This window comes from Curtobacterium sp. MCPF17_047 (genome assembly GCF_003234045.1).
Lineage (GTDB): Bacteria > Actinomycetota > Actinomycetes > Actinomycetales > Microbacteriaceae > Curtobacterium.
This window is the reverse complement of the sequence record NZ_QKSF01000009.1, coordinates 40,695-63,527: the sequence shown is the minus strand read 5'-3', so window position 1 is coordinate 63,527 and position 22,833 is coordinate 40,695. Positions and strand designations below refer to the sequence as shown.

The 22,833-nt window shown below is 70.5% G+C and carries 21 protein-coding genes; 7 read left to right on the top strand and 14 right to left on the bottom strand.

The genetic code is table 11. The features are described 5' to 3' along the window. Positions 1-111: 111 nt before the first annotated feature. The 8 genes from DEJ33_RS10665 to DEJ33_RS10635 form a co-directional block, all read right to left on the bottom strand. Positions 112-981 carry a cation-transporting ATPase gene (locus DEJ33_RS10665; protein WP_111194924.1) on the bottom strand — a complete coding sequence of 290 codons (870 nt, stop codon included), beginning with the start codon at positions 979-981 and terminating at the stop codon, positions 112-114. Between the two features lie 112 nt (positions 982-1,093). Beyond that, positions 1,094-1,264: a hypothetical protein gene (locus tag DEJ33_RS17260; RefSeq protein ID WP_181432943.1), complete on the bottom strand. Its 171-nt coding sequence runs from the start codon at positions 1,262-1,264 to the stop codon at positions 1,094-1,096. A gap of 169 nt (positions 1,265-1,433) precedes the next feature. Next, the gene (locus DEJ33_RS10660) at positions 1,434-2,711 is read right to left on the bottom strand and encodes a D-arabinono-1,4-lactone oxidase (protein WP_258378147.1); all 1,278 of its coding nucleotides are present in this window, start codon (positions 2,709-2,711) and stop codon (positions 1,434-1,436) included. A 28-nt stretch (positions 2,712-2,739) separates the two neighbouring features. Next, on the bottom strand, positions 2,740-4,269 hold the full coding sequence (araA, locus tag DEJ33_RS10655) for an L-arabinose isomerase (protein ID WP_111194922.1): 1,530 nt from the start codon (positions 4,267-4,269) through the stop codon (positions 2,740-2,742). Next, positions 4,266-4,967 carry an L-ribulose-5-phosphate 4-epimerase gene (locus DEJ33_RS10650; RefSeq protein WP_111194921.1) on the bottom strand — a complete coding sequence of 234 codons (702 nt, stop codon included), beginning with the start codon at positions 4,965-4,967 and terminating at the stop codon, positions 4,266-4,268. The genes araA and DEJ33_RS10650 overlap by 4 nt, the downstream gene beginning before the upstream one ends. Beyond that, complete coding sequence (locus DEJ33_RS10645) at positions 4,967-6,637, bottom strand: xylulokinase (protein WP_111194920.1); 1,671 nt, start codon at positions 6,635-6,637, stop codon at positions 4,967-4,969. Before DEJ33_RS10645 ends, DEJ33_RS10650 begins: the two co-directional genes overlap by 1 nt. 102 nt (positions 6,638-6,739) lie before the next feature. After that, positions 6,740-8,635, bottom strand: a complete 1,896-nt coding sequence (locus tag DEJ33_RS10640) for a glycoside hydrolase family 127 protein (protein WP_111194919.1) — start codon at positions 8,633-8,635, stop codon at positions 6,740-6,742. 47 nt (positions 8,636-8,682) lie between these two features. Next, entirely contained in the window at positions 8,683-9,741 is a 1,059-nt protein-coding gene (locus DEJ33_RS10635) for a substrate-binding domain-containing protein (RefSeq protein WP_111194986.1), read from the bottom strand. 185 nt (positions 9,742-9,926) lie between these two features. On the opposite strand from DEJ33_RS10635, the gene chvE reads away from it, so the two are divergent. The 3 genes from chvE (at position 9,927) to mmsB (ending at position 13,886) form a co-directional block, all read left to right on the top strand. Continuing rightward, on the top strand, positions 9,927-11,057 hold the full coding sequence (gene chvE / locus DEJ33_RS10630) for a multiple monosaccharide ABC transporter substrate-binding protein (RefSeq protein ID WP_111079011.1): 1,131 nt from the start codon (positions 9,927-9,929) through the stop codon (positions 11,055-11,057). Between the two features lie 110 nt (positions 11,058-11,167). Further along, positions 11,168-12,718, top strand: a complete 1,551-nt coding sequence (gene mmsA, locus DEJ33_RS10625; protein ID WP_111044059.1) for a multiple monosaccharide ABC transporter ATP-binding protein — start codon at positions 11,168-11,170, stop codon at positions 12,716-12,718. After that, the gene (gene mmsB / locus DEJ33_RS10620) at positions 12,705-13,886 is read left to right on the top strand and encodes a multiple monosaccharide ABC transporter permease (protein WP_111194918.1); all 1,182 of its coding nucleotides are present in this window, start codon (positions 12,705-12,707) and stop codon (positions 13,884-13,886) included. The genes mmsA and mmsB overlap by 14 nt, the downstream gene beginning before the upstream one ends. A 130-nt stretch (positions 13,887-14,016) precedes the next feature. On the opposite strand, the gene DEJ33_RS10615 is transcribed toward mmsB, so the two are convergent. Next, a complete protein-coding gene (locus DEJ33_RS10615) occupies positions 14,017-15,393 on the bottom strand; it encodes an alpha-amylase family glycosyl hydrolase (RefSeq protein WP_111194917.1) in 1,377 nt (458 codons plus the stop codon). A gap of 92 nt (positions 15,394-15,485) precedes the next feature. On the opposite strand from DEJ33_RS10615, the gene DEJ33_RS10610 reads away from it, so the two are divergent. Beyond that, the gene (locus DEJ33_RS10610; protein ID WP_111194916.1) at positions 15,486-15,884 is read left to right on the top strand and encodes a DUF3253 domain-containing protein; all 399 of its coding nucleotides are present in this window, start codon (positions 15,486-15,488) and stop codon (positions 15,882-15,884) included. An 87-nt stretch (positions 15,885-15,971) separates the two neighbouring features. Here DEJ33_RS10610 and DEJ33_RS10605 read toward each other — a convergent pair whose 3' ends face one another. From DEJ33_RS10605 to DEJ33_RS10595, 3 genes are read right to left on the bottom strand one after another with little or no spacing between them, the layout of a single operon-like run. Next, positions 15,972-16,340 (bottom strand): hypothetical protein, encoded by a 369-nt coding sequence (locus DEJ33_RS10605; RefSeq protein WP_111079015.1) that lies wholly within the window; start codon positions 16,338-16,340, stop codon positions 15,972-15,974. Between the two features lie 41 nt (positions 16,341-16,381). Further along, positions 16,382-16,975, bottom strand: a complete 594-nt coding sequence (locus DEJ33_RS10600) for a nucleotidyltransferase domain-containing protein (protein ID WP_111079016.1) — start codon at positions 16,973-16,975, stop codon at positions 16,382-16,384. Between the two features lie 50 nt (positions 16,976-17,025). Next, positions 17,026-18,099 carry a spore photoproduct lyase family protein gene (locus DEJ33_RS10595; protein ID WP_111194915.1) on the bottom strand — a complete coding sequence of 358 codons (1,074 nt, stop codon included), beginning with the start codon at positions 18,097-18,099 and terminating at the stop codon, positions 17,026-17,028. A 60-nt stretch (positions 18,100-18,159) separates the two neighbouring features. On the opposite strand from DEJ33_RS10595, the gene DEJ33_RS10590 reads away from it, so the two are divergent. The 3 genes from DEJ33_RS10590 (at position 18,160) to DEJ33_RS10580 (ending at position 19,435) form a co-directional block, all read left to right on the top strand. Then, positions 18,160-18,471 (top strand): biopolymer transporter Tol, encoded by a 312-nt coding sequence (locus DEJ33_RS10590; protein WP_111194914.1) that lies wholly within the window; start codon positions 18,160-18,162, stop codon positions 18,469-18,471. Then, entirely contained in the window at positions 18,468-18,929 is a 462-nt protein-coding gene (locus DEJ33_RS10585) for a hypothetical protein (protein ID WP_111194913.1), read from the top strand. The genes DEJ33_RS10590 and DEJ33_RS10585 overlap by 4 nt, the downstream gene beginning before the upstream one ends. A gap of 200 nt (positions 18,930-19,129) precedes the next feature. Continuing rightward, on the top strand, positions 19,130-19,435 hold the full coding sequence (locus DEJ33_RS10580) for a hypothetical protein (protein WP_111079020.1): 306 nt from the start codon (positions 19,130-19,132) through the stop codon (positions 19,433-19,435). A gap of 70 nt (positions 19,436-19,505) precedes the next feature. Here DEJ33_RS10580 and DEJ33_RS10575 read toward each other — a convergent pair whose 3' ends face one another. Both DEJ33_RS10575 and DEJ33_RS10570 read right to left on the bottom strand, forming a co-directional pair. Continuing rightward, positions 19,506-21,338 (bottom strand): beta-galactosidase family protein, encoded by a 1,833-nt coding sequence (locus DEJ33_RS10575; RefSeq protein WP_111194912.1) that lies wholly within the window; start codon positions 21,336-21,338, stop codon positions 19,506-19,508. Between the two features lie 96 nt (positions 21,339-21,434). Beyond that, positions 21,435-22,769: a sugar ABC transporter substrate-binding protein gene (locus DEJ33_RS10570; protein WP_111079022.1), complete on the bottom strand. Its 1,335-nt coding sequence runs from the start codon at positions 22,767-22,769 to the stop codon at positions 21,435-21,437. Positions 22,770-22,833 lie beyond the last annotated feature (64 nt).

The following is a 22,833-nucleotide window of genomic DNA, read 5'->3' as shown; positions in this document are numbered from 1 at the left end:
AATCCCGCGCGTGCGGGACGACGCACGACGAAACACTCCAAGTCGTCGGCGTCGTCCGCCATTCCCGAACGGTGGTCGCGATCTGGAGACCGTGCGGTCTCCAGAGACGGCTCAGCGGTCGAAGAAGTCGCCGATCCCGGGCCACTGGAAGCCCTCGCCGAGGTTCCCGACCTGTTCGCCGAGACCGCCGAGCGCCTGCTCCCCCTGTGCGGCCACGCCCTCGACGCTGCCGCCGAGGTCGCCGAGCCCGCCGCCCACCGTGTCGCCGAGGCCGGCCGCGACGCCCTCGAAGTCCACGCCGAGGTCCGCCGCCTGCGCGAGCACCGGTCCGGCGGCCGCGCTGAGGACCGCACCGCCGGCGACCGCGACCGCGAGACCGCCGACCGCCAGGGCACCGCCACCGATCGCGGCGCCGCCGAGCACCTTGCGCATCGTCCCGGGACGGCTCGTCTCACCCCGGGTCGCGGTGCGGGCGAGACCTGCCGCGGAGGCATCGGTCCCCTGGTCGTGCTGCGGCAGTTCCGCGTTGAGTCGCTGCAGGACCTGCTGCCGCTGCTCCGGGGTGAGTCGGGCGAACGCGTCGTGGTGCGCCTGCTCGAGGCGCTCGGGGTCGGCGGTCTTCAGCAGGTAGTCGTACTTCGCGATCGCGACCCGTTCGGCCTCGTTCGCGTGGGCGCGACCCTGCCCTGCGCCCGGCTGTTGCGGCGCGGATCGCTGCTGTTGGCCGTACGGCTGCTGCTGGCCAGAGCGCGGGTGGTCAGACTGCTGGTGCTGCTGGCCCCCGCGGTCGTCGCCCGTCAGCTTCTCCGCCGCGGTGCGCACCAGCCCCCGCCAGTCCGTCCCGCCGGGTCGGCCGGGCTGCCGGTACTGCTGCACACCCCCGGGCTGCTGCCCGCTGCCGGGCTGCTGGCCGGAGCGCTTCTGGAGCTGCTTGTCGATGACCTTCGAGGCCATGCCGAGGATGCGGTTCAGGTTCGCCATACCTGACCTTTGCGTTCTCACATGTACGGTCCCGGCGACGACCCGGTGGACCAGCGGTGCAGTCCCCCGACATCCCCTGTGAGGACCGCCGCGGTCCCACTCGTGACCCTCCTCACTCCGCGTCGACGTCTTCCGGCGCCGCCCGTCCGACACTGCCGACCTCGTCCCGGTACGTTCGCCGCAACGGCGCGGTGAGTTGCCAGGCGAACACGCCGCAGAGCCCGACGGTGCCGAGCAGGACGAGTGCGAGGAACGGTACGAGATGCGATCCGATGACGTCCATGCGTTGCACCCTCCGAGCCGTGATGACACTGGAATACGTGTATCACGCCGGTGGGCTCGTCGTCGAGCGCGCGACCGCCGGACCGCGCTCAGAGCGAACGAGTGAAGCCCGGGACTGGCCTGACGCTCCTCGTGTCCGCCGGCGATGACACCAGGAGGTCTATCCGGGGTCAGGCGAGCACACGCTCCAGGAACGGGTTGCGGAAGCGCCCCTCCGGGTCGAGGTCCCGCGCCAGCGCCGAGAACGCGCCGAGCTGCGGGTAGACCTGGTGCAGCCGCTCAGCGCTCGCCGCCGTGACCTTGCCCCAGTGCGGCCGGGGACCGAACGGCGCGAGGGCGTTCTCGATGAGGGGCAGCGCGACCGCGACGTCCTCGGTCTGTCGGCGGAACGTGAAGTGGAAGGCGACCGAGTCCCGTCCGGAGCTCGGCGCGAGCCAGGCGTCGTCGGCGGCGATGCGGCGGATCTCGGAGACGAACAGCACGGGCGCGATGGCGTCCCCGATGCGCCGGAGGGCCTGGATCGCGGGCACGGCATCGCTCGCGGCGATCATGTACTCGGCCTGGATCTCCTCGCCCGCGGACGGCGTGAACGAGGACCGGAAGTGCGGCAGTCGCTCGTGCCAGGGTCCGGGCACGCCGCCCTGTTCGGTGACGCCCGCGGTCTCGCTGCCGGGCACGGGGTGGATCGGCTCGACGCCGGCGACGGCACCGAGGGCGGCGAGGTCGATGACGGCGTCGTCACGGTCCTCGCGCCGCTTGGTCCAGATCTGCCGGATGCCGTCATCGGTGTACCCGGTGAACATGCTGACGCTGTACCCGGCCGACATGATCGACTCGAACTGGGCGTCGACGACGTCCCAGCCGACGCCGGTGTGCACGGTCTGCGCGACGCGGTAGGTCGGTTCGATGGCCAGGTGCACCGCGACGACGACCCCGAGTGCGCCGAGGGCGACCCGGTGCGCGTCGAGCCGGGGGTCATCCGCGCCGACGACCTCGACGTCGCCGGAGGCCCGGACGATCTCGAGTCCGACGACGGACTGGGCGAGCGACGCGTTGCCGACGCCGGAACCGTGGGTGCCCGTCGCGACGGCGCCGGCGACGGAGATGTGCGGCAGGGACGCGAGGTTCGCGAGGGCCCAGCCACGGGCCTCCAGGCCGACGGCGACCTGCGCGTGCGTGAGGCCGGCGGCGACGCGGGCCACGCGCCGGTCCGAGTCCACGTCGAGTTCGGGCGGGAGGCCCGTGAGCGTCACCTGCACCGCGTCGGTGTCGGCGATGGTGTTGAACGAGTGCCGTGACCCGAGCGCCGTCAGGCGCGGGGTCGAGGCGACGAGCCGCTGGAGTTCGTCCACGCTCGTCGGTTCCGCCAGGCGGCTCGCCGAGTAGGTGACGTTCGCCGCCCAGTTGGTGCGGGTGTGGGCTGCGGTGGTGGTGTCGTCGTCGATCACGTCGCTCATCGTAGGCCTCCCGACCGGCTCAGAAGCCCCGGTCGAGCCGGTGCCAGGTCTGCTGCGTGCGGACCTCGTCGCGGAAGCCGCGCAGCGTGGTGTGCTCGTCGATGACCAGGAACTCGGTGCCGATCATGGTGGCGAGGTCCTCGATCACCTGGATCCCGACGGCCGTCGTCATCACCGTGTGGTGTGCGGCACCGGCGGTGAGCCAGGCTTCGGCGGACACGGGGAACGACGGCTGCGGCTCCCAGACGGCCCGGCCGACGGGCAGGTTCGGCAGCGCCTCGGTCGGCGGGACGACCTGGACGACGTTGGCGGTGAGGCGGAAGCCGTCGCGGGTGTCGCTCAGTGCGGCGACGACCGCGGGGCCGGCGTCGGCGGTGAAGACCAGGCGCACCGGGTCGTCCTTCCCGCCGATGCCGAGCGGGTGGATCTCGAGCGTCGGGGTCGACGACGTCAGGGTCGGCGAGACCTCGAGCATGTGGGCACCGAGGATCTTCTCCGCGCCCGGCGTCAGGTCGTACGTGTAGTCCTCCATGAGCGAGGCGCCACCGGGGAGTCCGGCGCCGGCGACGTTCATCGCGCGGACGAGGACGGCGGTCTTCCAGTCGCCCTCGGCACCGAAGCCGTAGCCGTCCGCCATCAGCCGCTGGACCGCCAGACCGGGCAGCTGCTTGAGCGTGCCGAGGTCCTCGAAGTTCGTGGTGAAGGCGGCGGACCCGTTCTCGGCGAGCAGGGCGCGGAGGCCGAGCTCGATCGCGGCGCCGTCGCGGAGGGACTGGCGTCGCGCACCGTCGGCCCGGAGCTCCGGCACCAGGTCGTAGGCGCTGTCGTACTGCGCGACGAGCGCGTCGACGGCGGCGGTGTCCGCGGTCGCGGTCTCGACGGCCGCGACGAGGTCGTTGACGCCCCAGGTGTTGACCTGCACGCCGAGCTCGATCTCGGCCTCGGTCTTGTCGCCCTCGGTGACGGCGACGTAGCGCATGTTGTCGCCGAAGCGGGTGAGCTTGAGCTCGCGGATCGCGGCGGCGCCGGCGGCGGCACGGGTCCAGTCGGACACCCGCTGCTGCACGCGCGGGTCGGACACGTGGCCGACGGCGGTGGCGTGGCGCACGCCCATCCGTGCCAGGGCGTACCCGAACTCACGGTCGCCGTGCGCGGCCTGGTTGAGGTTCATGAAGTCGAAGTCGATGTCCGCCCACGGCAGTGCGACGTTCGCCTGCGTGTGCAGGTGCAGCAGCGGCTTGGTCAGCGCGTTGAGGCCGCCGATCCACATCTTGGCGGGGCTGAACGTGTGCATCCACGTCGTCACGCCGATGACCCTGTCGTCGGCGCTGGCCTCGATGAGGGCGCGGCGGATGCCGTCGGCGTCCTTGAGGACGGGCTTCCAGACGAGCCGGACCGGCAGGGCGCCGGCGAGCTCGGCGTGCACCGCGCGGCTCTGCTCCTCGACCTGGCGGAGGGTCTCCTCGCCGTAGAGGCCCTGTGAGCCGGTGAGGAACCAGACCTCGTAGCCGTCGAGTGTGGCCTGGGGGTCGACGTTGTCCTGCGTCATCGCATGGCTCCTTCGGGGTTCTGTCCGTAGACGTTCTGGTATCGGTCGAACAGGCGGTCGACGTCCTCGGGCGCGATCGGCACGAGGTCACCGCCCTGCTTCGCGATGTGGACCGTACGTGCGACGTCCTCGCACATCACGGCGGCCTTGACGGCGTCCTTCGCGTCCTTGCCGATCGTGAAGACGCCGTGGTTCTGCATGAGGACTGCCCGGGAACGGTGTCCGCCGAGGGTGTCGACGATGCCGCGGCCGATCGAGTCGTCGCCGATGATCGCGAACGGGCCGACCGGGATCGGTCCGCCGAACTCGTCCGCCATCGCGGTGATCACGCACGGGATCTCCTCCGCGCGGGCGGCCCACGCGGTGGCGTACGTCGAGTGGGTGTGCACGACGCCGTTCACCTCGGGCATGTTCCGGTACACGAAGGCATGCGCGGCCGTGTCGGAGGACGGGCCGTGCTCGTTGCCCCAGCCCTCGGCCGGCACGCCGTCGAGGGTGCAGACGACCTGGTTCTCCGGCGTCAGGTCCTCGCTGACGACGCCGCTCGGCTTGATGACGAACAGGTCGGTGCCGGGCACGCGCTCGGAGACGTTGCCGCCGGTCCAGATGACCAGGCCGTAGCGGACGAGTTCGCCGTGCAGTCGGGCCACGCGCTCACGCGCTGCGGCGACGGCCGCTCGGGTGGTGTCGTCGGTCATCAGTTCACGTCCTGTTCCTGCTGGTGTTCGGTCGGGAGGCCCGGGCCGGGTGCCGTCGTCGGCTCGCCGCTCGACGTGGCCGCGTCGCGGGTGCCGGGGACCGCGGCGGCGATCGCCTGGATCGGCAGCGCCGCGCGGAAACGGTCGAGGTACACGGTGAACCCGTCGACGTCGCGCTGGTCCGGGTCGACCACGTCCGAGTCCGCCGTCCCGAACACGGTCGTTTCCAGGTACTGGGTGAGCGAGGTGTCGGCGGCGTGCTCGAGGTAGGCGGCGAGGACGGCGATGCCCCACGCCCCACCCTCGCTGGCGGTCGCCTCGAGGGCCACGGGCACGCGGAGTGCGGCGGCGAGCTGGCGCTGCGGCAGCCCGGGCGTCCGGAAGAGCCCGCCGTGCGCGGTCATCCGGTCGACGGTGACGCCCTCGCCGTGCAGGACCTCCATGCCGATGGCGAGCGTGGCGAAGGCGCCCATGAGTTCGGCGCGGACGAGGTTGCCGAGCGTGAAGCGGGCGTCGGGGGCGCGGAGGAGCAGCGGTCGGCCGTCGTCGACACCGGTGACCGGTTCGCCGGCCAGGTAGTTGACCGCGAGCAGGCCGCCGGCGTCCGGGTCGGCGGTGGCGGCCTCGTCGAGCAGCGTGCGGAACACGGAGTCGGCGTCGGCCGGGCTGCCGGCGGCCTCGGCGAACCGGCCGAACACGCGGGCCCAGCTGCCGATCTCGCTGGCGCCGTTGTTGCAGTGCACCATCGCGACGGCGTCGCCGGCGGGGGTGGTGACGACGTCGAGCTCCTCGTGCGGGGTGCCGAGCGGCCGCTCGAGCACGACCATCGCGAAGATGCTCGTGCCGACGCTGACGTTGCCGGTGCGTTGGGCGACCGCGTTCGTGGCGACCATGCCGGTGCCGGCGTCTCCCTCGGGCGGGCAGAGCGGTGCACCCGGCTGCAGTGTGCCGGTGGGATCGAGCCAGGCGGCGCCCGCCGGGGTCAGGGTGCCGGCGTCCTGGCCGGCGACGCGGACCTCGGGCAGGAGTGCGCGGAGGTCGGGGACGCCGATCAGGTCCTGCGCGGTGCTGAGCATCCGGGCGTCGTAGTCGCCGGTGGCGGGGTCGATCGGGAACATGCCCGACGCGTCGCCGACCCCGAGGACGTCCTGCCCGGTGAGCTGGCGGTGCACGTACCCGGCGAGCGTCGTGATGCCCGTGGTCTGCGCGACGTGCTGCTCGTCGTCGAGGACGGCCTGGTACAGGTGCGCGATCGACCAGCGGAGCGGGATGTTGCAGCCGAGGGCGTCGCTCAGCGCAGCCGCAGCGGGGCCGGTCGAGGTGTTCCGCCAGGTGCGGAACGGCACGAGCAGCTCACCGTCGGCGTCGAACGGCAGATAGCCGTGCATCATCGCCGAGACGCCGACGGCGCGGAACGTCGTCGGCACCGAGCCGTGCTGCTCCTGCAGGTCGGAGACGAGTGCGGCGTACGCGGCACGCACGCCGGTCTCGACGGCGGCCAACGGGTACGTCCAGCGGCCGTCGACGAACTCGTTCTCCCACTCGTGGGAGCCCGCGGCGATGACCGTCAGGTCCTCGCCCACCAGACACGCCTTGATCCGGGTCGACCCGAGTTCGATGCCGAGGGTCGTGCGGCCGTCCGCGATCTCGCGGGTCCGGTCGTCGCTCATGGTGGGCCTCCTGCTCTCGCCGTCGAGTGAGCGCTCACACCGTAGCGCGTGAGCGCTCACCCGACAACTCGTCCGGCCGTGTCGCGGCGGGAGCGACCCGGGTCAGGCGACGGGCAGGAACACCCGCATCGTGGACGGCCCGCGGTTGCCCCACGTCGCGTAGGGCACGAGCCGGACCGTCTCCGGCTCGGTCTCCTGCACGTCGGGGTCGCCGTACGGCAGGGGCCCGACACGGTGCACCGTGCGCTGGCGCACCCGCATGCGCACGGCGTCCGGTCCGTCGTCGAGCGGGTCCGACCCAGGCTGCACCACGACGTCGCCGACGTCGCGGCCGAGGTCCGTGGACTCCATGGCGTACACGAGCGGGCCGCGCTCGACCGCGACCGTGCCGCGGACCGCGTCGATCCGCGGGTCCGGCACCGTGAGCCGAGCGGCGACCGGCACCGTGAGGGTCACGCGGTCCCCGACGGCGAAGGTCCGCACGACGGTGACGGTGTCCTCCCCGTCGACCGACCGGGCGCCGTCGGGGGTCTCGAGGACGGCCTCCGACGCCCAGGACGGCACCCGGAGGCGCAGCGCCACCGGGGTCCCGCTCGCCGCGGTCGCCTCGACCGAGACCGTGCCCGCGGCCGGCCACCCCGAGCGCACCCGGAACGCGGCCGTGGCGCCGCCCGGCAGGGTGGTGTCGACGTCGTAGTCGCCGTACTGGTGCAGCTGCAGGCCGTCGTCGGTCATCGTCGCGAAGACCGACTCGACGCTGGCCAGCGTCCGGGCCAGGTTCGTCGGGCAGCACGAGACCTCGAACCAGGGCGCCCGGAGGCTCGACAGTGCCCGCGCGCTGAGGTCGTCCTCCGGCGGGACCGCACCCTCCACCCGCTGGTGCATGGTGTTGGCGTAGAAGAACGCCCGCCCGTCCTCGCGCGGTGCGACCATCACCGCGTTGTACAGGGTCCGCTCGATCAGGTCCGCGTACTTCGACTCCCCCGTCTCGAGCAGGAGGCGCCAGGACACCATGTTCGACGCGATCGCCGCGCAGGTCTCGCCGTACTCACGGTCCGGCGGCAGCTCGAAGTCGGCGCCGAACGACTCGTCCTGGTGGTGCGACCCCATCGCCCCGGTCAGGTAGGTGCGGGTCGCCACGGTGTTCGCCCACTGCCGTTCGACGGCCGCGACGAGTTCGGCGTCGCCGGTCTCCACCGCGACGTCGACCGCGCCGGCCGCCAGGTACATCGCCCGGACGGCGTGCCCGCGCCAGACGCCCGCCTGGCGCACCGGCAGGTCGTCCTGGAAGTACTCCGGTCCGAACGCGATCGGGCCGAGCAGCCCGTTCCCCCGGCGGTCGACGAACAACTGCGCCAGCCGGACGTACCGGTGGTCGCCGGTCGCCCGACCCAGCTCGACGAGCGCCGGTTCGATCTCCGGGTGGCCGCACACCGCCTCCCGTCCGCCGTCCCCGAACACCCCGACCAGGTGGTCGGCGACGCGGACGGCCACGTCGACCAGTCGGCCGCTGCCGGCGGTGCGCAGTCGCGCGACGGCGGCCTGGATGAGGTGCCCCATGCAGTAGAGCTCGTGGCCCCATTCGAGGTCGGACCAGCGCGGACGCTGCCAGGGGCGACCGAACGCGGTGTGCAGGTAGCCGTCGTCGTCCTGTGCGGCGGCGACCCGGTCGACGAGCCGCTCGTACCGCTCCGCGAGCTCCGGGTCCCCGGTGCGTCCGAGCTCCCACGCCATCGCCTCGAGCAGCTTGTAGACCTCGGAGTCGACGAACTCGATGCCGGCGTGCGTGAACTCGACGCCGGTCGCGGCACCGTCGAAGTTGCCGGCCCAGCCGATCCGCTCGATCCAGTCCTCGCAGTGCCGCAGGACGACGCTCCCGTTGCGCTCCTGCCACTCGCCCCAGTAGCCGCCGGTGAGCCGCAGCGCACCGTGCGGCAGCGGGCGGAGCCGGGAGGTCGAGGGCGATACCGGGCCGGTCGAGGGAGACGTCGTCGTCATGGCGAGAGGCTACGCCGGGCGGCGCTGAGCCCTGCCGAGCAGGGCGACTACGCCGAGCGCCGCACCACCAGCTCGGGCTGCAGGAGCGCGTCGTCGTGCAGCCCGCCCTCGAGCAGCGCCCGCGCCGAGGCGAGGACCCGCTCCCCCATCGCCTGGAAGTCCTGCCGCACGGTGGTGAGCGGCGGTGTGAAGTGCGCGGCCTCCGGCACGTCGTCGAACCCGATGACGGCGATGTCGTCCGGCACGCGGAGTCCTTCTTCCGCGAAGGCGTGCAGGACACCGAGCGCCATCTGGTCGTTGCCCGCGAACACGGCGTCGACCGTCGCGGCGTCCATCGCGCGGCCGGCCGCGAACCCGCTGGCCGGCGTCCAGTCCCCCTCGTACACGACCGGCGTCAGACCCCGGGCACGCATGGTCCGCTCGTAGGTCGCACGGCGGACCTCGGCCTCCTGCGAGACCGTCGGCCCGGCGATGTGCACGATCCGACGGTGGCCGAGGTCGAACAGGTGCTGCAACGCCAGGTTCGCACCGGCCGCCTGGTCGATGGCGACCGCGGAGATCGTCGCCCCGCCGCTCCCGGGCACGACCAGATCGGTCGGCAGGGCGTCCCGTTGCACCGCGTTCGCGACGACGACGGGCACCGTGACCGGCAGCGTCAGCGACGCGAGGGCGTCGAGCACCCGGTTGTCGGCGGCGACGAGGACCACGGCGGCGACGTCCTGCGCCAGCAGCGTGGACAGCGCCTCGGACAGGTCGAGGGGCCTCGGGTCGTCCGGCAGCGTCGAGAGCAGCACGTGGTACCCCGCGGTCCGGGCAGCACGCTCGAAGCCGATCGCGGTGCTGGACGGTCCGTAGAGCGCATCGCCCGCGCTGACCAGACCGAGGGCGCGGCTCCGTCCGCCGGCGAGTGCCCGCGCAGCAGCCCGGGGCCGGTACCCGAGTGCGGTGACGGCGTCGGTGACCTTCGTCCGGAACTGCTCCCGGACAGTGGGGTCCCCGTTGATCACACGGGAGACGGTCTGGTGGGAGACGCCCGCACGCTCGGCGACGTCGAAGATCGTCGGGGCCTTGCGTCCCCTGCCGTTCGGCGTCGCGGTCGTCGTCATCCGGTCACCGTACCGCGACACCAGTTCGGGGACGCGACATCCCGATCTGGTCTCGACGAGTTGACACGACCCCACGGAGACCACATGATGTGAGCGCTCACTTGGAGCATCACATCCCCAGCGGGACACAGCAGCCCCGCACCTGAACGCGTCGATGCCGACGCGAGAGGAACAGAGGTACTTCGATGAAGAAGCGCAGGATCGTCGCGGGCGTCGCAGCCCTCGGCCTCGCTCTCTCCCTGGCCGCTTGCTCCGGCGGCGGTCGCTCGGCGACCGGCGACGCCGGCGGCAGCACCGACAACAAGGGCGCCCTCGTCGGCGTCGCGATGCCCACCAAGGTGTCCGAGCGCTGGATCAAGGACGGCAACGCCGTCAAGAGCGACCTCGAGAAGGCCGGCTACAAGGTCGACCTCGAGTACGCGGACAACAAGATCCCGCAGCAGGTCCAGCAGGTCAGCAACATGATCACCAAGGGCGCGAAGGTCCTCATCGTCGCCTCGATCGACGGCGGCTCGCTCTCCGACCAGCTCGACGCCGCCGCCAAGGCCGGCATCAAGGTGATCTCCTACGACCGCCTGCTCACGGGCAACAAGAACGTCGACTACTACGTCTCGTTCGACAACTACAAGGTGGGCGTCGACCAGGCGAACTCGCTCCTCACCGGTCTCGGCCTCCTCGACGAGGACGGCAAGAAGACCGACGAGAAGGGTCCGTTCAACATCGAGGTCTTCGCCGGCTCGCCCGACGACAACAACGCCACGTTCTTCTTCAACGGCGCAATGGACACCCTCAAGCCCTACCTCGAGGACGGCACGCTGAAGATCGGCTCCGGCCAGGACGGCTTCACCCAGGCCGCGACGCAGCAGTGGGACCCGGCGAAGGCCCAGTCCCGCATGCAGAACCTGGTCGCCAAGTCCTACTCCGGCGGCACCAAGCTCGACGGCGTCCTCTCGCCCTACGACGGCATGTCGATCGGCATCATCTCTGCCCTGCAGGGTGCCGGCTTCGGTTCCGGCGACCGCCCGCTCCCGACCATCACCGGTCAGGACGCCGAGGCCGCCTCGGTGAAGTCGATCGTCGACGGTCAGCAGTACTCGACCATCTACAAGGACACGCGTCAGCTGGCCGAGAAGTCGGCGAGCATGGCCGAGGACCTGCTGTCGGGCAAGAAGCCCGAGGTCAACGACACCAAGACCTACGACAACAAGGTCAAGGTCGTCCCGACGTACCTGTTCCAGCCGACGGTCGTCACGAAGGACAACTACGAGAAGGTCCTGATCGACTCGGGCTACTACACCGAGGCCGACCTCAAGTAGTCGCAACCCCCTGACGGACCGGGAGGCGCGGTGCACGCCCGCACCGCGCCTCCCGTCCTGTCTCCCCTCCACTCGCGCGCCGTCCCGGCGCCCCAACGGAAGGCGGTCCCGTGGCGGACACCATCCTCGAGATGCGCGACATCACCAAGACGTTCCCCGGCGTCAAGGCCCTGCAGAACGTCTCGCTCCAGGTCGAACGGGGCCAGGTCCACGCGATCTGCGGTGAGAACGGCGCGGGCAAGTCCACGCTCATGAAGGTCCTGTCGGGCGTCTACCCGACCGGCACCTTCGACGGCGAGATCCTGCTCGACGGCGAACCGGTCCGCTTCTCGAACATCAACGACTCCGAGGCAGCCGGCGTCGTCATCATCCACCAGGAGCTCGCACTGAGCCCCTACCTCTCGATCGCCGAGAACATCTTCCTCGGCAACGAGCGCTCCAAGGGCGGCTTCATCGACTGGAACAAGACGAACCTCGAAGCCGCCAAGCTCCTGCAGCGCGTCGGCCTCAAGGACAACCCGATCACGAAGATCGTGGACATCGGCGTCGGCAAGCAGCAGCTCGTCGAGATCGCGAAGGCGCTGTCGAAGAAGGTGAAGCTCCTCATCCTCGACGAGCCCACCGCAGCGCTGAACGACGACGACTCCGCGCACCTGCTCGAGCTCATCCGCTCGCTGCAGGACGAGGGCATGACGGCGATCATCATCAGCCACAAGCTCAACGAGATCAAGGCGATCGCCGACAAGGTCACGATCATCCGCGACGGGCAGACCATCGAGACGCTCGACATGCACGCGGGCGAGGTCTCCGAGGACCGCATCATCCGCGGCATGGTCGGCCGCGACCTCTCCACGCGCTACCCGGAGCACGAGTCGAAGATCGGCGAAGAGCTCCTGCGCATCGAGGACTGGACCGTCCACCACCCGCTGGACGCCTCCCGCGAGATCATCCACCAGGCGAACCTCAACGTCCGTGCCGGTGAGATCGTCGGCATCGCCGGCCTGATGGGCGCCGGCCGCACCGAGCTCGCGATGAGCGTCTTCGGGCACTCGTACGGCACCGGCATCAGCGGCACCGTCTACAAGCGCGGGACGCCGATCAAGACGAACACGGTCACGGCCGCCATCGACAACGGCCTGGCCTACGCGACCGAGGACCGGAAGCGCTACGGCCTCAACCTGATCGACGACATCAAGCGGAACGTCTCCGGCTCGGCGCTCGGGAAGCTCGCCAACTGGGGCTTCGTCAACGGTTCCGAGGAGACCACGATCGCGCGCAAGTTCCTCAAGGACCTCAACATCAAGGCCCCGACGGTCAACGCGATCACCGGCAAGCTCTCCGGCGGCAACCAGCAGAAGGTCGTCCTGTCGAAGTGGATGTACTCCGACCCGGACGTGCTCATCCTCGACGAACCGACCCGAGGCATCGACGTCGGCGCGAAGTACGAGATCTACACGATCATCAACGCGCTCGCCGACCAGGGGAAGGGGATCATCGTGATCTCCTCCGAACTCCCCGAGCTGCTCGGCATCTGCGACCGCATCTACACGCTCTCCGAGGGCACCATCACCGCCGACGTCCCGCGCGCCGAGGCGTCGCCGGAAGTCCTCATGCAGTACATGACCCAGGAACGGGAGACCCCAGTCAATGAACGCGCTTAAGTCCGCCGCCAGCTACCTCACCGGGCAGCTCCGACAGATCGGCCTGTTCATCGCGCTGATCGTCATCGTCATCTTCTTCCAGGTGACGACGAACGGCATCACGCTGGCCCCGATCAACGTCTCGAACCTGATCGTCCAGAACAGCTACATCCTGATCCTCGCGATCGGCATGGTGATGGTGATCATCGCCGGCCACATCGACCTCTCCGTCGGTTCGGTCGTCGCGTTCACCGGCGCCATGGCCGGCGTCATGATCACCCAGTGGGGCATCCCCTGGCCGATCGCCGTCGTCCTCTGCCTGGTCCTCGGCGCCCTGGTCGGTGCGTGGCAGGGCTTCTGGATCGCCTACTTCGGGATCCCGGCGTTCATCGTGACCCTGGCGGGCATGCTCGCCTTCCGCGGTGCCGCCCAGATCGCCCTGCAGAACCAGCAGATCTCGCCCTTCCCGGACGGCTTCCGCTCGCTCGGCTCCGGCTTCCTGCCCTCCTTCGGCACCTCGGGCTACGAGCCGCTGACGATGATCCTGGGCCTCGCGGCCGCGGCGATCCTCGTGATCACCGGCTTCCGTGGTCGTGCGACCCGTCGCAAGTACCAGCTCGAGGACGAGCCCTTCGCCTGGTTCATCACCAAGATGGTGTTCACCGTCGCGCTGGTCATCTTCATCGCGCTGCTGCTCGCCAGCTACAACGGCACCCCGATCGTCCTCGTGATCCTCGGCGTCCTGGTCATCGTGTACTCGATGGTCATGCGCAGCGCGGTCTTCGGTCGACACATCTACGCGATCGGCGGCAACCCGCTCGCCGCGCAGCTGTCCGGCGTCAAGACGAAGCGCGTCACGTTCCTGCTCTTCGTCAACATGGGTGTCATCTCGGCCCTGGCCGGCGTGGTCTTCACGGGGCAGCTCAACCTGGCTTCCCCCAGCGCGGGCAACGGCTTCGAGCTCGACGCCATCGCGGCCGTGTTCATCGGTGGCGCTGCGGTCACCGGCGGCATCGGCACGGTGCCGGGTGCGATCGTCGGTGGTCTCATCATCGGTCTGCTCAACAACGGCATGTCGATCCTCGGTGTCGGGTCCGAGTTCCAGCAGCTCATCAAGGGCCTGGTGCTCCTGGCCGCCGTCGCGTTCGACGTCTTCAACAAGCGCCGCGCGGCCAGCAGCCGCAAGTAGGACGGGGTCGGTCGTACGACCGGTCCCCGAAAGCGACAGATCTCCGTCGGAACTCGACGGAGATCTGTCGCTTTCGCGTTGCGGTCGCGGGCTGCGGCTGGGGCGCTGCGGGCTGCGGTCGCGGGCGGCGTCAGCGGGACAGGACGGCCCAACCGGCGGCCGGGAGGCGCAGGGTCCCGTCGCGCAGTTCCCCCGCGCCCACCTCGACCCGCGTCGCGTCGGCTGCGGGCAGGACCACCGGTTCGGGCGAGAGGTTCAGGGCGGTGACCACGGCCTCCCGGTCGGTCGCCGTGCGGAGGACGAGCGCCGTGTTGTCCAGGTGGACCACGTCGGTGTGCGCGCGGTGCAACCACGGGTGCCGACGACGGAGTGCGACGAGCGCCTGGTGGGCGTGCAGCACGTCGGCCGCCGTGCCGGTGACCTCCGTCGGACCGGCGGGGAAGGCGGGCCGCACGGCGTCGTCACCGCCCTCGCGTTCCTCCTTGACCCCGGCCCAGGCGAACTCGTCGCCCGCGTAGACCGACGGGGTGCCGGCCACCGTGAAGAGGACCGCGATCGCGTGTCCGACGAACCCCTCCCCCACGGCCGAGGCGATCCGCGTCACGTCGTGGTTGCCGACGAACGTGCTCGGGGCGAACGTCGCCAGCAGCTCGTCGTGCCGTTCGATCGCGTGCGCCAGCTCGTAGCAGTTGCGATCCGCGATGCCGTGCCAGATGCCCTGCCAGAGCTCGTACTGGGTGGTGGAGTCCATGGTCGACGCGCGGACGATCGCGGCGGTGTCGCCGTGGATGACCTCGCCGGAGAACCACGCCTCGGGGAAGCGCTCCCGCACGCGCGGCAGCACGCGCGCCCAGAACGCCGGCGGGACCGCGTAGGCGGCATCGAGCCGCCACCCGTCGATGCCGCGCTCGAGCCAGTGCGTCATGACCTGGACGACCAGGTCCTCGGTCGCCGACGAGGAGTGGTCGAGCGCCACCAGGATGTCGTGCCCCTCGAACGAACCGACCGGCACCGGCTGCCCGGGCTGCCAGCCGTCCCAGTCGACGGCGAACAGCGGAGCGGTCTCGGCGTCCGGGCCCTGCTCGGCGAGTGCCCGGAAGGCCGGGTGCTGGCGCCCGACGTGGTTGAAGACGCCGTCGAGCAGGACCCGGATGCCGCGTTCTCGAGCTGCGGCCACCAGACGGTCGAAGTCGGCGTCGTCGCCCAGGCGCGGGTCGATCCGGAAGTGGTCGACGGTGTCGTAGCCGTGCGTCGAGCTCGCGAACACCGGCCCGAGCAGCAGCCCGTTGAGCCCGAGGTCGACGACGTGGTCGAGCCAACCCTCGAGGTGCCCCAGGCGGTGCTCGACGGGACGGTGCTCGACACCGCTGTCGGGGCTGCTGCTCGGCCGGATCTCCGCGCCGACGAAGCCGAGCGGGTAGACGTGCCACCACATCACGTGCTCGACCCAGGCGGGCTCCCCTGTCCTGGTCGTCGGCTCCGGGGTGCGGTCGGCATCGTGGTCCATCCCTGCATGCTGCCAGCCGGCCCTGGTCGGAACCGCCGACCGGGGTACCGCCAGCCTGGATGCGCGTCGGTGGCAGGGACGATCATGGACCCATGGGACGAGCCATCCGCACCGAGGACGACGCACGCCGACTCGACGCCGCGCACGCCGAAGGCACCTGCGCATCCTGCGGCCGGCGGATGCCCGGATCGGCGGATCCGCACACGAAGTGGTGCTCCGACGCGTGCCGCCGGCACAAGCTGGACGACACCGACCGGAGGCTCGAGCGCACCATCGACGAGCTGCTCGACGCCCGGGCCGCCACGTCGAGCATCTGCCCGTCGGACGCCGCGCGGGCGATCGGCGGCGAGGACTGGCGTGACCTGATGGAACCGGCGCGCCGAGCCGCTCGACGCATGGTCGCCCGTGGCGAGGTCGAGATCACCCAGGGCGGGAACGTCATCGACCCGTCCACCGCCAAGGGGCCGATCCGGATCCGACGCCCGCGCTGAGCGACCTGTCTGGACCGCCGCTCGGGATCGTCGGGGTACAGCACGATCGACCCTGCCGTGAGCCCGACCGACGCCATCGTGGATCGGTCAGCGGCTCGGGTCGGTCTTCTGCCGCATCGTGACGATGAGGCGTTCGAGCGCGAGCACGAGACGACTCGTCTGCTCGCGGGTCACGCGAGCAGACGAGTACTGGAAGTTCGTCTTCTCGTCGGTCAGGCGTTTGAGTTGGTTGCCTGGCTGTCGGTCAGGTGAGCAAGCCGTGTCGAGCAGGCGTCGGGCCTGCGCGTGGTCCTCGCCGACGTGGTGCTGCCCCAGGACAGCCCCGCAGATCGCATCGGCCGCCGCGATACCGCCGAGGACGGCGTTCGAACCGGCTGCCTTCCAGTCGGCATGCGAAGTCGAGCCGGCACAGAGAACCGCTACCTCGTAGTACGCCTCAGCCTCGTCTCGTCGCATCCGGACTGCTGTCGCATCCATCACGCGCGTCCGGAGGGGCATCAGACGAGCGATCGGATGTCGGACCCGTACACGGTGTGCGCGTCGGCGCGCCACGAGCCCACGAGTGGATCCCCTTCGGCGGCGAACCGTTCGAGGTCAGCACGAGTGACGTCGAAGACCTGGCAGTCGTTGCCGGTCCAGCGCTGCACGAGATCGCCGAGACGGACGACCACATCGACGTTCGTCTCCGCCGCGAACACCACGAGCAGGTCGACGTCCGATTCGTCGGTGGCCGTTCCCCGGGCGAGCGATCCGAAGATCGACACGGACAACACGTCGACTTCGCTCCCCGCGATGAAGTCGTGGATGCGGCGCTCCAGTTCCGTTCGCGCGCCGAGCACGAGCTCGACTGCTGGCCACAGCAGGTGCTCGCGGTTGACCTGGTAGGCGGAGTGCTGCAGACCGCGCTCCACACGCACGAGTCCGGAGTGCTCGAGCTTGTCGAGTGCACGCTTGATGCCGGTGTGCTGTGCCGCCCCAGCGACCCTGGCGACCTGGCGTCCAGTCATGGCCGCGTCAGTACGAGCGAGGACGCGGAGTGCGTCGGCCTGTGTGGGGCCGACGAGCGTGGCGAGGGGAGCGGCGAGTTGCATTCGCCCAGTGTACCGCAGATCGGTACACGTGTACACAAACCGTGTACACGTCAGAAGGCATACCGGATCCGGCAGGACGGCAGGTTCTCGGCCACGAGCTGTCGGAAGCGCTCGATGTGCTGCGCCTTCATGGCTGCGCGGTACCGGATGTTGACGGCACCGTTCTGGGAGAGCTTCTGCTCCTGCAACTCGGGCCGCCACAGCAGGTCCTCGGCCTTCGGGTGCCAGCCCAGGTTCACCTCGTGCAGCTGCTCGTTGTGGGTGAGGAAGATGACCTCGGCAGCGAGCTGCGCCTTCGCGGCCGGGGACAGCACGTCGTCGACCTCCCGCAGCATCGCGGCCCAGTCCGCTTCCCACGTCGGGGTCAGGATGACGGGCGAGAAGTTCAGGTGCACCTCGTACCCGGCGTCGACGAAGTCGTTGACCGCCGCGATCCGTTCGGCGATCGGCGAGGTGCGGATGTCCGTCACCTTCGCCGTCTCGTGCGGCATGAGCGAGAACCGGATCCGGGTGCGGCCCATCGGGTCCCAGTCGAGCAGGTCGCGGTTGACGTACTTCGTGGCGAACGACGCCTTCGCCGTCGGCGTCATCCGGAAGAGGTCGCAGAGGTCGCGCACGTTGTCGCTGAGCATCGCGTCGACCGAGCAGTCGCTGTTCTCGCCGATGTCGTAGACCCAGGCGTCCGGGTCGCACTGGTTCGGTTCGGTCTTCGGACCCTGCTTGTGGATGTTCCGGGCGAGGTGCTTCGTGATCTGCTCGATGTTCGCGAAGACCGTGATCGGGTTGCTGTAGCCCTTGCGGCGGGGGACGTAGCAGTAGGCGCAGGCCATCGCGCAGCCGTTCGCCGTCGACGGGGCGATGAAGTCGGCGGAACGTCCGTTCGGCCGCGTGACGATCGACTTCTTCACGCCGAGCACGAGCGCCTCGGTCTTGATCCGGACCCAGCGGGAGACGTTGCGCTCGTCGCCGTGCACCTCGGGGATCTGCCAGTGCGAGGCGACGGGCACGATCTCGGCGTCCGGCCAGCGCCCGATGATCTCCTGTCCGCGCGGCAGTTCGAGCGCAGCGTCCTCGGCGTAGATACGCGTGACGTCGAGCAGGGGGCGTACGCGGGAGTCGGTCATCGCACTCCGTTCTACCCGGGGCCACCGACAGCTCGGACGTCGCTCGGGCAGACTCGGAGCATGACCGCCGGTGTGGAGGACGACCACTTCTTCGTCGTGGACGGCCGTCGGTGGCGGCGGACCGACCCGGCGCTCCCCGAGGACCTCGCTGCCCGGCTCCGGTCCCACCTCGGCCGAGGACGGAACGGGGTGAAGCTGGCGAAGCGGGCCGGGGACGAGGACGCCGTCGCCCGGGCCCGACACCGGAACGGCCTCGCCAAGCACGGGCTCGGCGAGCGTGGGCCTGAGTGGTGGACCCGACCGGTGCCCGAGCGGATCGCGCAGGCCGAGCAGGCCCTCGCGGATCTCGACCGGCTCGACGAGTCGCCGTGACCGACGACGAGGTTATCCGTGCCCCCGCAAGGGAGCGCAGCGCGAACACCGCCGCACTCGGTCCGCTGCAGATCGTGGTCGGTGCGGTCCTGGTCGGGGTCGCCTTCGTCCCGGAAGCGTCGGCTCGGGTGTTCGGCGGGATCCTCGGCCTGGTCATGGTGGGCTTCGGGGTGTGGACGACGGCTCGTGCTCGACGGGTTGCGGTCCACCTGGGCGACCAGGAGCTCCGCTACGACGGGTACGTCCTCAGCTGGTCGGTGCCGCGCGCGCAGATCACGACCGTGCTCGACGACGGGTACGTGGAGTGGGTAGACGACGCCGGGCGCCAGCGCCGACGGCAGATCGGGCTCCTGACAAAGGCCTACGAGGACGACGGCTCGAAGTTCGCCCCGTACTGGATCTGGCGCCGCGAAAAACTCCTCCGCGTCCGGGAATGGGCGGACGCGCGCGCGTACTGACAGCCGGGAGGCCCGTGACGGGCTCGCACCGCGCCTCCTGTCGGGGCCGTGGTCGCCGCGTCAGGCGACGCAGGCGCGCGCGCCTGGTCAGCCGAACGGCGGACGACGCGCGGACGATTCCCCACCTTCCGGATGAGGTGCGAGGGATCCTCGCGGCCGTAGGCTCGTCGCGGCGACGACGCCGAGGAACGAGGGGGACCATGAACGACATCGTCACGCACACGGGCGCACTGGTGGGGCTGCGCACCGGCACGAGCACGGCCGGCGGACCAGCCGGCGCCCGGGTCGGCGTCCTGCTGGAACTCTGCTCCGAGGACAGCGCCGGGGTCCGCCGTCCGTGGGAGCTCCTGGTCACACCCGCCCAGGCAGCCGCACTCGTCGAGGCCGAGCGGACCGAACCCGGGGTGCTCGTCCGCTTCGCCGGCGAACGACTGGGCGACCGCAGCGGTGTCCCGGTCGTGCGCGTCGGCCGGATCGCGGTGCTCGTGCCCGAACCGACCTGCTGACCGACATCGGCTGACCACGACGTGACGAACGGCCCCGGGTGTCCCCGGGGCCGTTCGCGGTACAGGCGGGTCAGGCCTCGGTGTGCCCGAGCGCCGGCTCGACGCACATGCAGACCGTCCGGGACGCCGATGCGTGCACCTCGAAGACGACGACCTCGTTCCGTCCGGCGCGGAGCACGGGTCCGGGGACGGCGAGCGTCGCCTGTGGGCCTCGTGACCAGTACCGGCCGAGACAGAACCCGTTGACCCAGGCGACGCCCTTCCGGAACCCGTCGAGCGCGAGGTAGCGGTCGAGGTCCGCGCCGCTCTCGGCCAGGTCGAACGACCCTATGGCGAACGCCGGACCGGCCAGGGTCTCCCCCGCCGACGTCGCCGCGGTCCGCAGGGCGTCGAGCGCGTCCTCCGGCACCGGGTCGAGTGCCAGGGGCGAGACGGTCCAGCGGGACAGGACGTCGTCGTCGATCCGGACCGCTCCGATCAGTCCCTTCGGCTCGCCGATGCGGGGCCCGTAGTCGACGCGTCCCTGGTCCTCGACGAGCAGTTCCAGGAGGCCCGTCACCGGCGGCAGGGCGATGGCACGGTCGTGGTGCTCCCGCTCCAGGACGCCGACGGTCCGACCGTCGACGCGGACGAGGACACGGTCGCGGACCTCCTTGGCGACGGTCAGCACGCCACCCTCGGGCAGGTCGACCTCCGTCCGGTAGAGGACGAAACCGGAGGCGGCGCCCAACTCGTCGAACGTCGGCGGCGTCTCGTGCGTGGTCCAGGACGCGATGGTCGGCAGCAGACCGGCGAGCGGGAGGACGCGGTCCAGGCGGACGGCGACGTCCGAGGCGGTGGTGGGGCGTGCCTCCAGGCCGGCGACGACGTCCGTCGTGAGCCGACCGGACCCGCCGGGCTGCATCGACGCGGGCAGGTCGGGGACCGGAGCGTGACGGGCGATGACCTGCCGGAAGGCGTGGAACTTCTCGGTGGGGCGACCGGCCTCGTCGAGCGGGGCGTCGTAGTCGTACGACGTCGCGATCGGCCGGTACACGCCCTTGTCGTTCGCGCCGTTGGTGAACCCGAAGTTCGTGCCGCCGTGGAACATGTAGACGTTCACCGAGCCGCCGGCGGCGAGCAGGTCGTCCAGGTCCGACGCCGAGGCAGCGGCCGAGGTGGTGTGGTGGTGCTCGCCCCAGCTGTCGAACCAGCCGTCCCAGAACTCGGAGCACATCAGCGGACCGGTCGGCTGCGCCTGGCGGAGGCGTGCGAGACGTTCCGTGGAGCGGGAGCCGAACGAGCCGGTCTTGTGCAGCGACGGCAGCGACCCGTCCTCGAGCATCGAGCCCATCGGCTGGTCGACGCTCGTGAACGGCACGGTGAGCCCGATGTCGCGGTGCATGCGCTCGAGCTTCTCGAGGTAGACGGGGTCGGACCCGTACGCGCCGTACTCGTTCTCCACCTGCACGAGCACGATCGGCCCGCCGGCGTCGATCTGCCGCGGAACCAGGATCGGGGCGAGGGCGTCGAGGTAGCGGCCGACGGCGGCGAGGAACTGCGGTTCGTCGCGGCGGATCCCGACCGTGCGGTCGGTGAACAGCCAGAACGGCAGGCCGCCGTTCGTCCACTCGGCGCAGATGTAGGGGCCGGGCCGGACGATGGCGTGCATGCCCTCGGCGGCGACGAGGTCCAGGAACCGGCCGAGGTCGAGCCCCCCGGTGAAGTCGAAGGTGCCGGGGGTGGCCTCGTGCGCGTTCCACGCGACGTAGGTCTCGACGGTGTTCAGACCCATGAGCTTGGCCTTGCGGATCCGGTCGGCCCACAGGTCGGGGTGGACGCGGAAGTAGTGGATCGCACCGGAGAGCACCCGGTGCGGCTGCCCGTCGAGCAGGAAGTCGGTGTCGCCGATGGCGAAGCGCATGTCACGTCTTTCTGGTGGGAACACGTCGGCTGGCGACGCGTCTCGTGGGAACGCGGCCGTGCGGAGAACCCGCACGGCCGCGTCGATGTGGTGGGGCTACTTGGTCGAGACCGTGAAGCCCTGGTCCTTGCCGTACTTGGCGAGGGCGTCCTGCCAGGCCGACAGACCCGACTCGAGCGACGTGCCCTTCTCGTACGACTGCCCGACGGTGTCGGCGTAGACGCTGTTCGCGTACACCTGGTACGGCAGGTAGGTGAAGTCGTTGTCCGACGCCTTGGACGCGTCGACGAGCACCTTGTTGATCTGCTGGCCACCGAAGTAGTCCGGCTTCTCGTCGAGGAACGCGGACGACTCGAGGTCGGCGGTGGTGGACGGGAAGCCGCCGGACTCCATGAAGACCTTGGTCGAGGCCTTCGACGAGTTCAGCCACTTGAGGAAGCCGGCGGCGAGGGCCGGGTTCTTCGACTGCTTCATGACGACCTCGGCGCTGCCGCCGTTGTTCGCGGTGGCCGCGGTGCCGCCGTCGTAGGTCGGCATCGGGGCGACGCGCCAGTCACCCTTCGCGTCGGCGACGCTGGCCTCGAGGTTGCCGGGCATCCAGGCGCCGGTGATCAGCGTGGCGATCTGGCCGTTGCCGAGCTGCTTGTACCAGTCATCGGTCCAGCCGACGGTCTTGGACAGGAGCTTCTGCTCGACGAGCTCGTCCCAGGTCTTGGTCCACTTCTTGGTGCCCTCGTCCTGCAGGTTGATCGTCACCTTGTCACCGTCGGTGGTGAACGGGGTGCCGCCGGCCTGGGCGATCATGCTCGTGGTGAAGCCCGCGTCGCCGGAGTCGGCCGCCAGGTACTTCTCGGGGTCGGCCTGGTGCAGCTTCTTGGCGGCTGCGACGTACTCGTCCCACGTCTTCGGCACCTCGATGCCGTACTCGTCGAAGACCTTCTTGTTGTAGAACATGGCCATGGGGCCGGAGTCCTGGGGCAGCCCGTAGACCTTGCCGTCCATCGAGACCGAGTTCCAGGTGCTCGCCGCGAACTTGCTCTCCAGGTCGCCGAAGCCGTAGTCGGACAGATTGAGCAGCGACTCGGAGAGGGCGAACTGCGGCAGCGCGTAGTACTCGACCTGGGCGACGTCGGGGGCACCCGAGCCGGCCTTCACGGTGTTCTGCAGCTTCGTGTACTGGTCGGCGCCGGTACCGGCGTTGACGAGCTTGACCTTCACCTTCGGGTAGGCCTTCTCGAACGCCGCGACCTGGTCCTTCGCGGAGGGGGTCCACGACCAGTAGGTCAGGGTGCCGCCCTGGTCGAGGGCCTTGTCGATGTCCGAGGCCGAGCCGCCGGAGCCGGAGCCGCCGGACGCGCAGGCGGCGAGGGCCATCGCGGCGGTGACGCCGATGGCGAGGGCGCTGAGCCCGCGCCGGAGACGCTTCTGCATGGTGGTGCCTTTCACTTCATCGTGAAGAAGGTGCTTCTTCGTGGAGGAGGGACTGCTCGGTGCC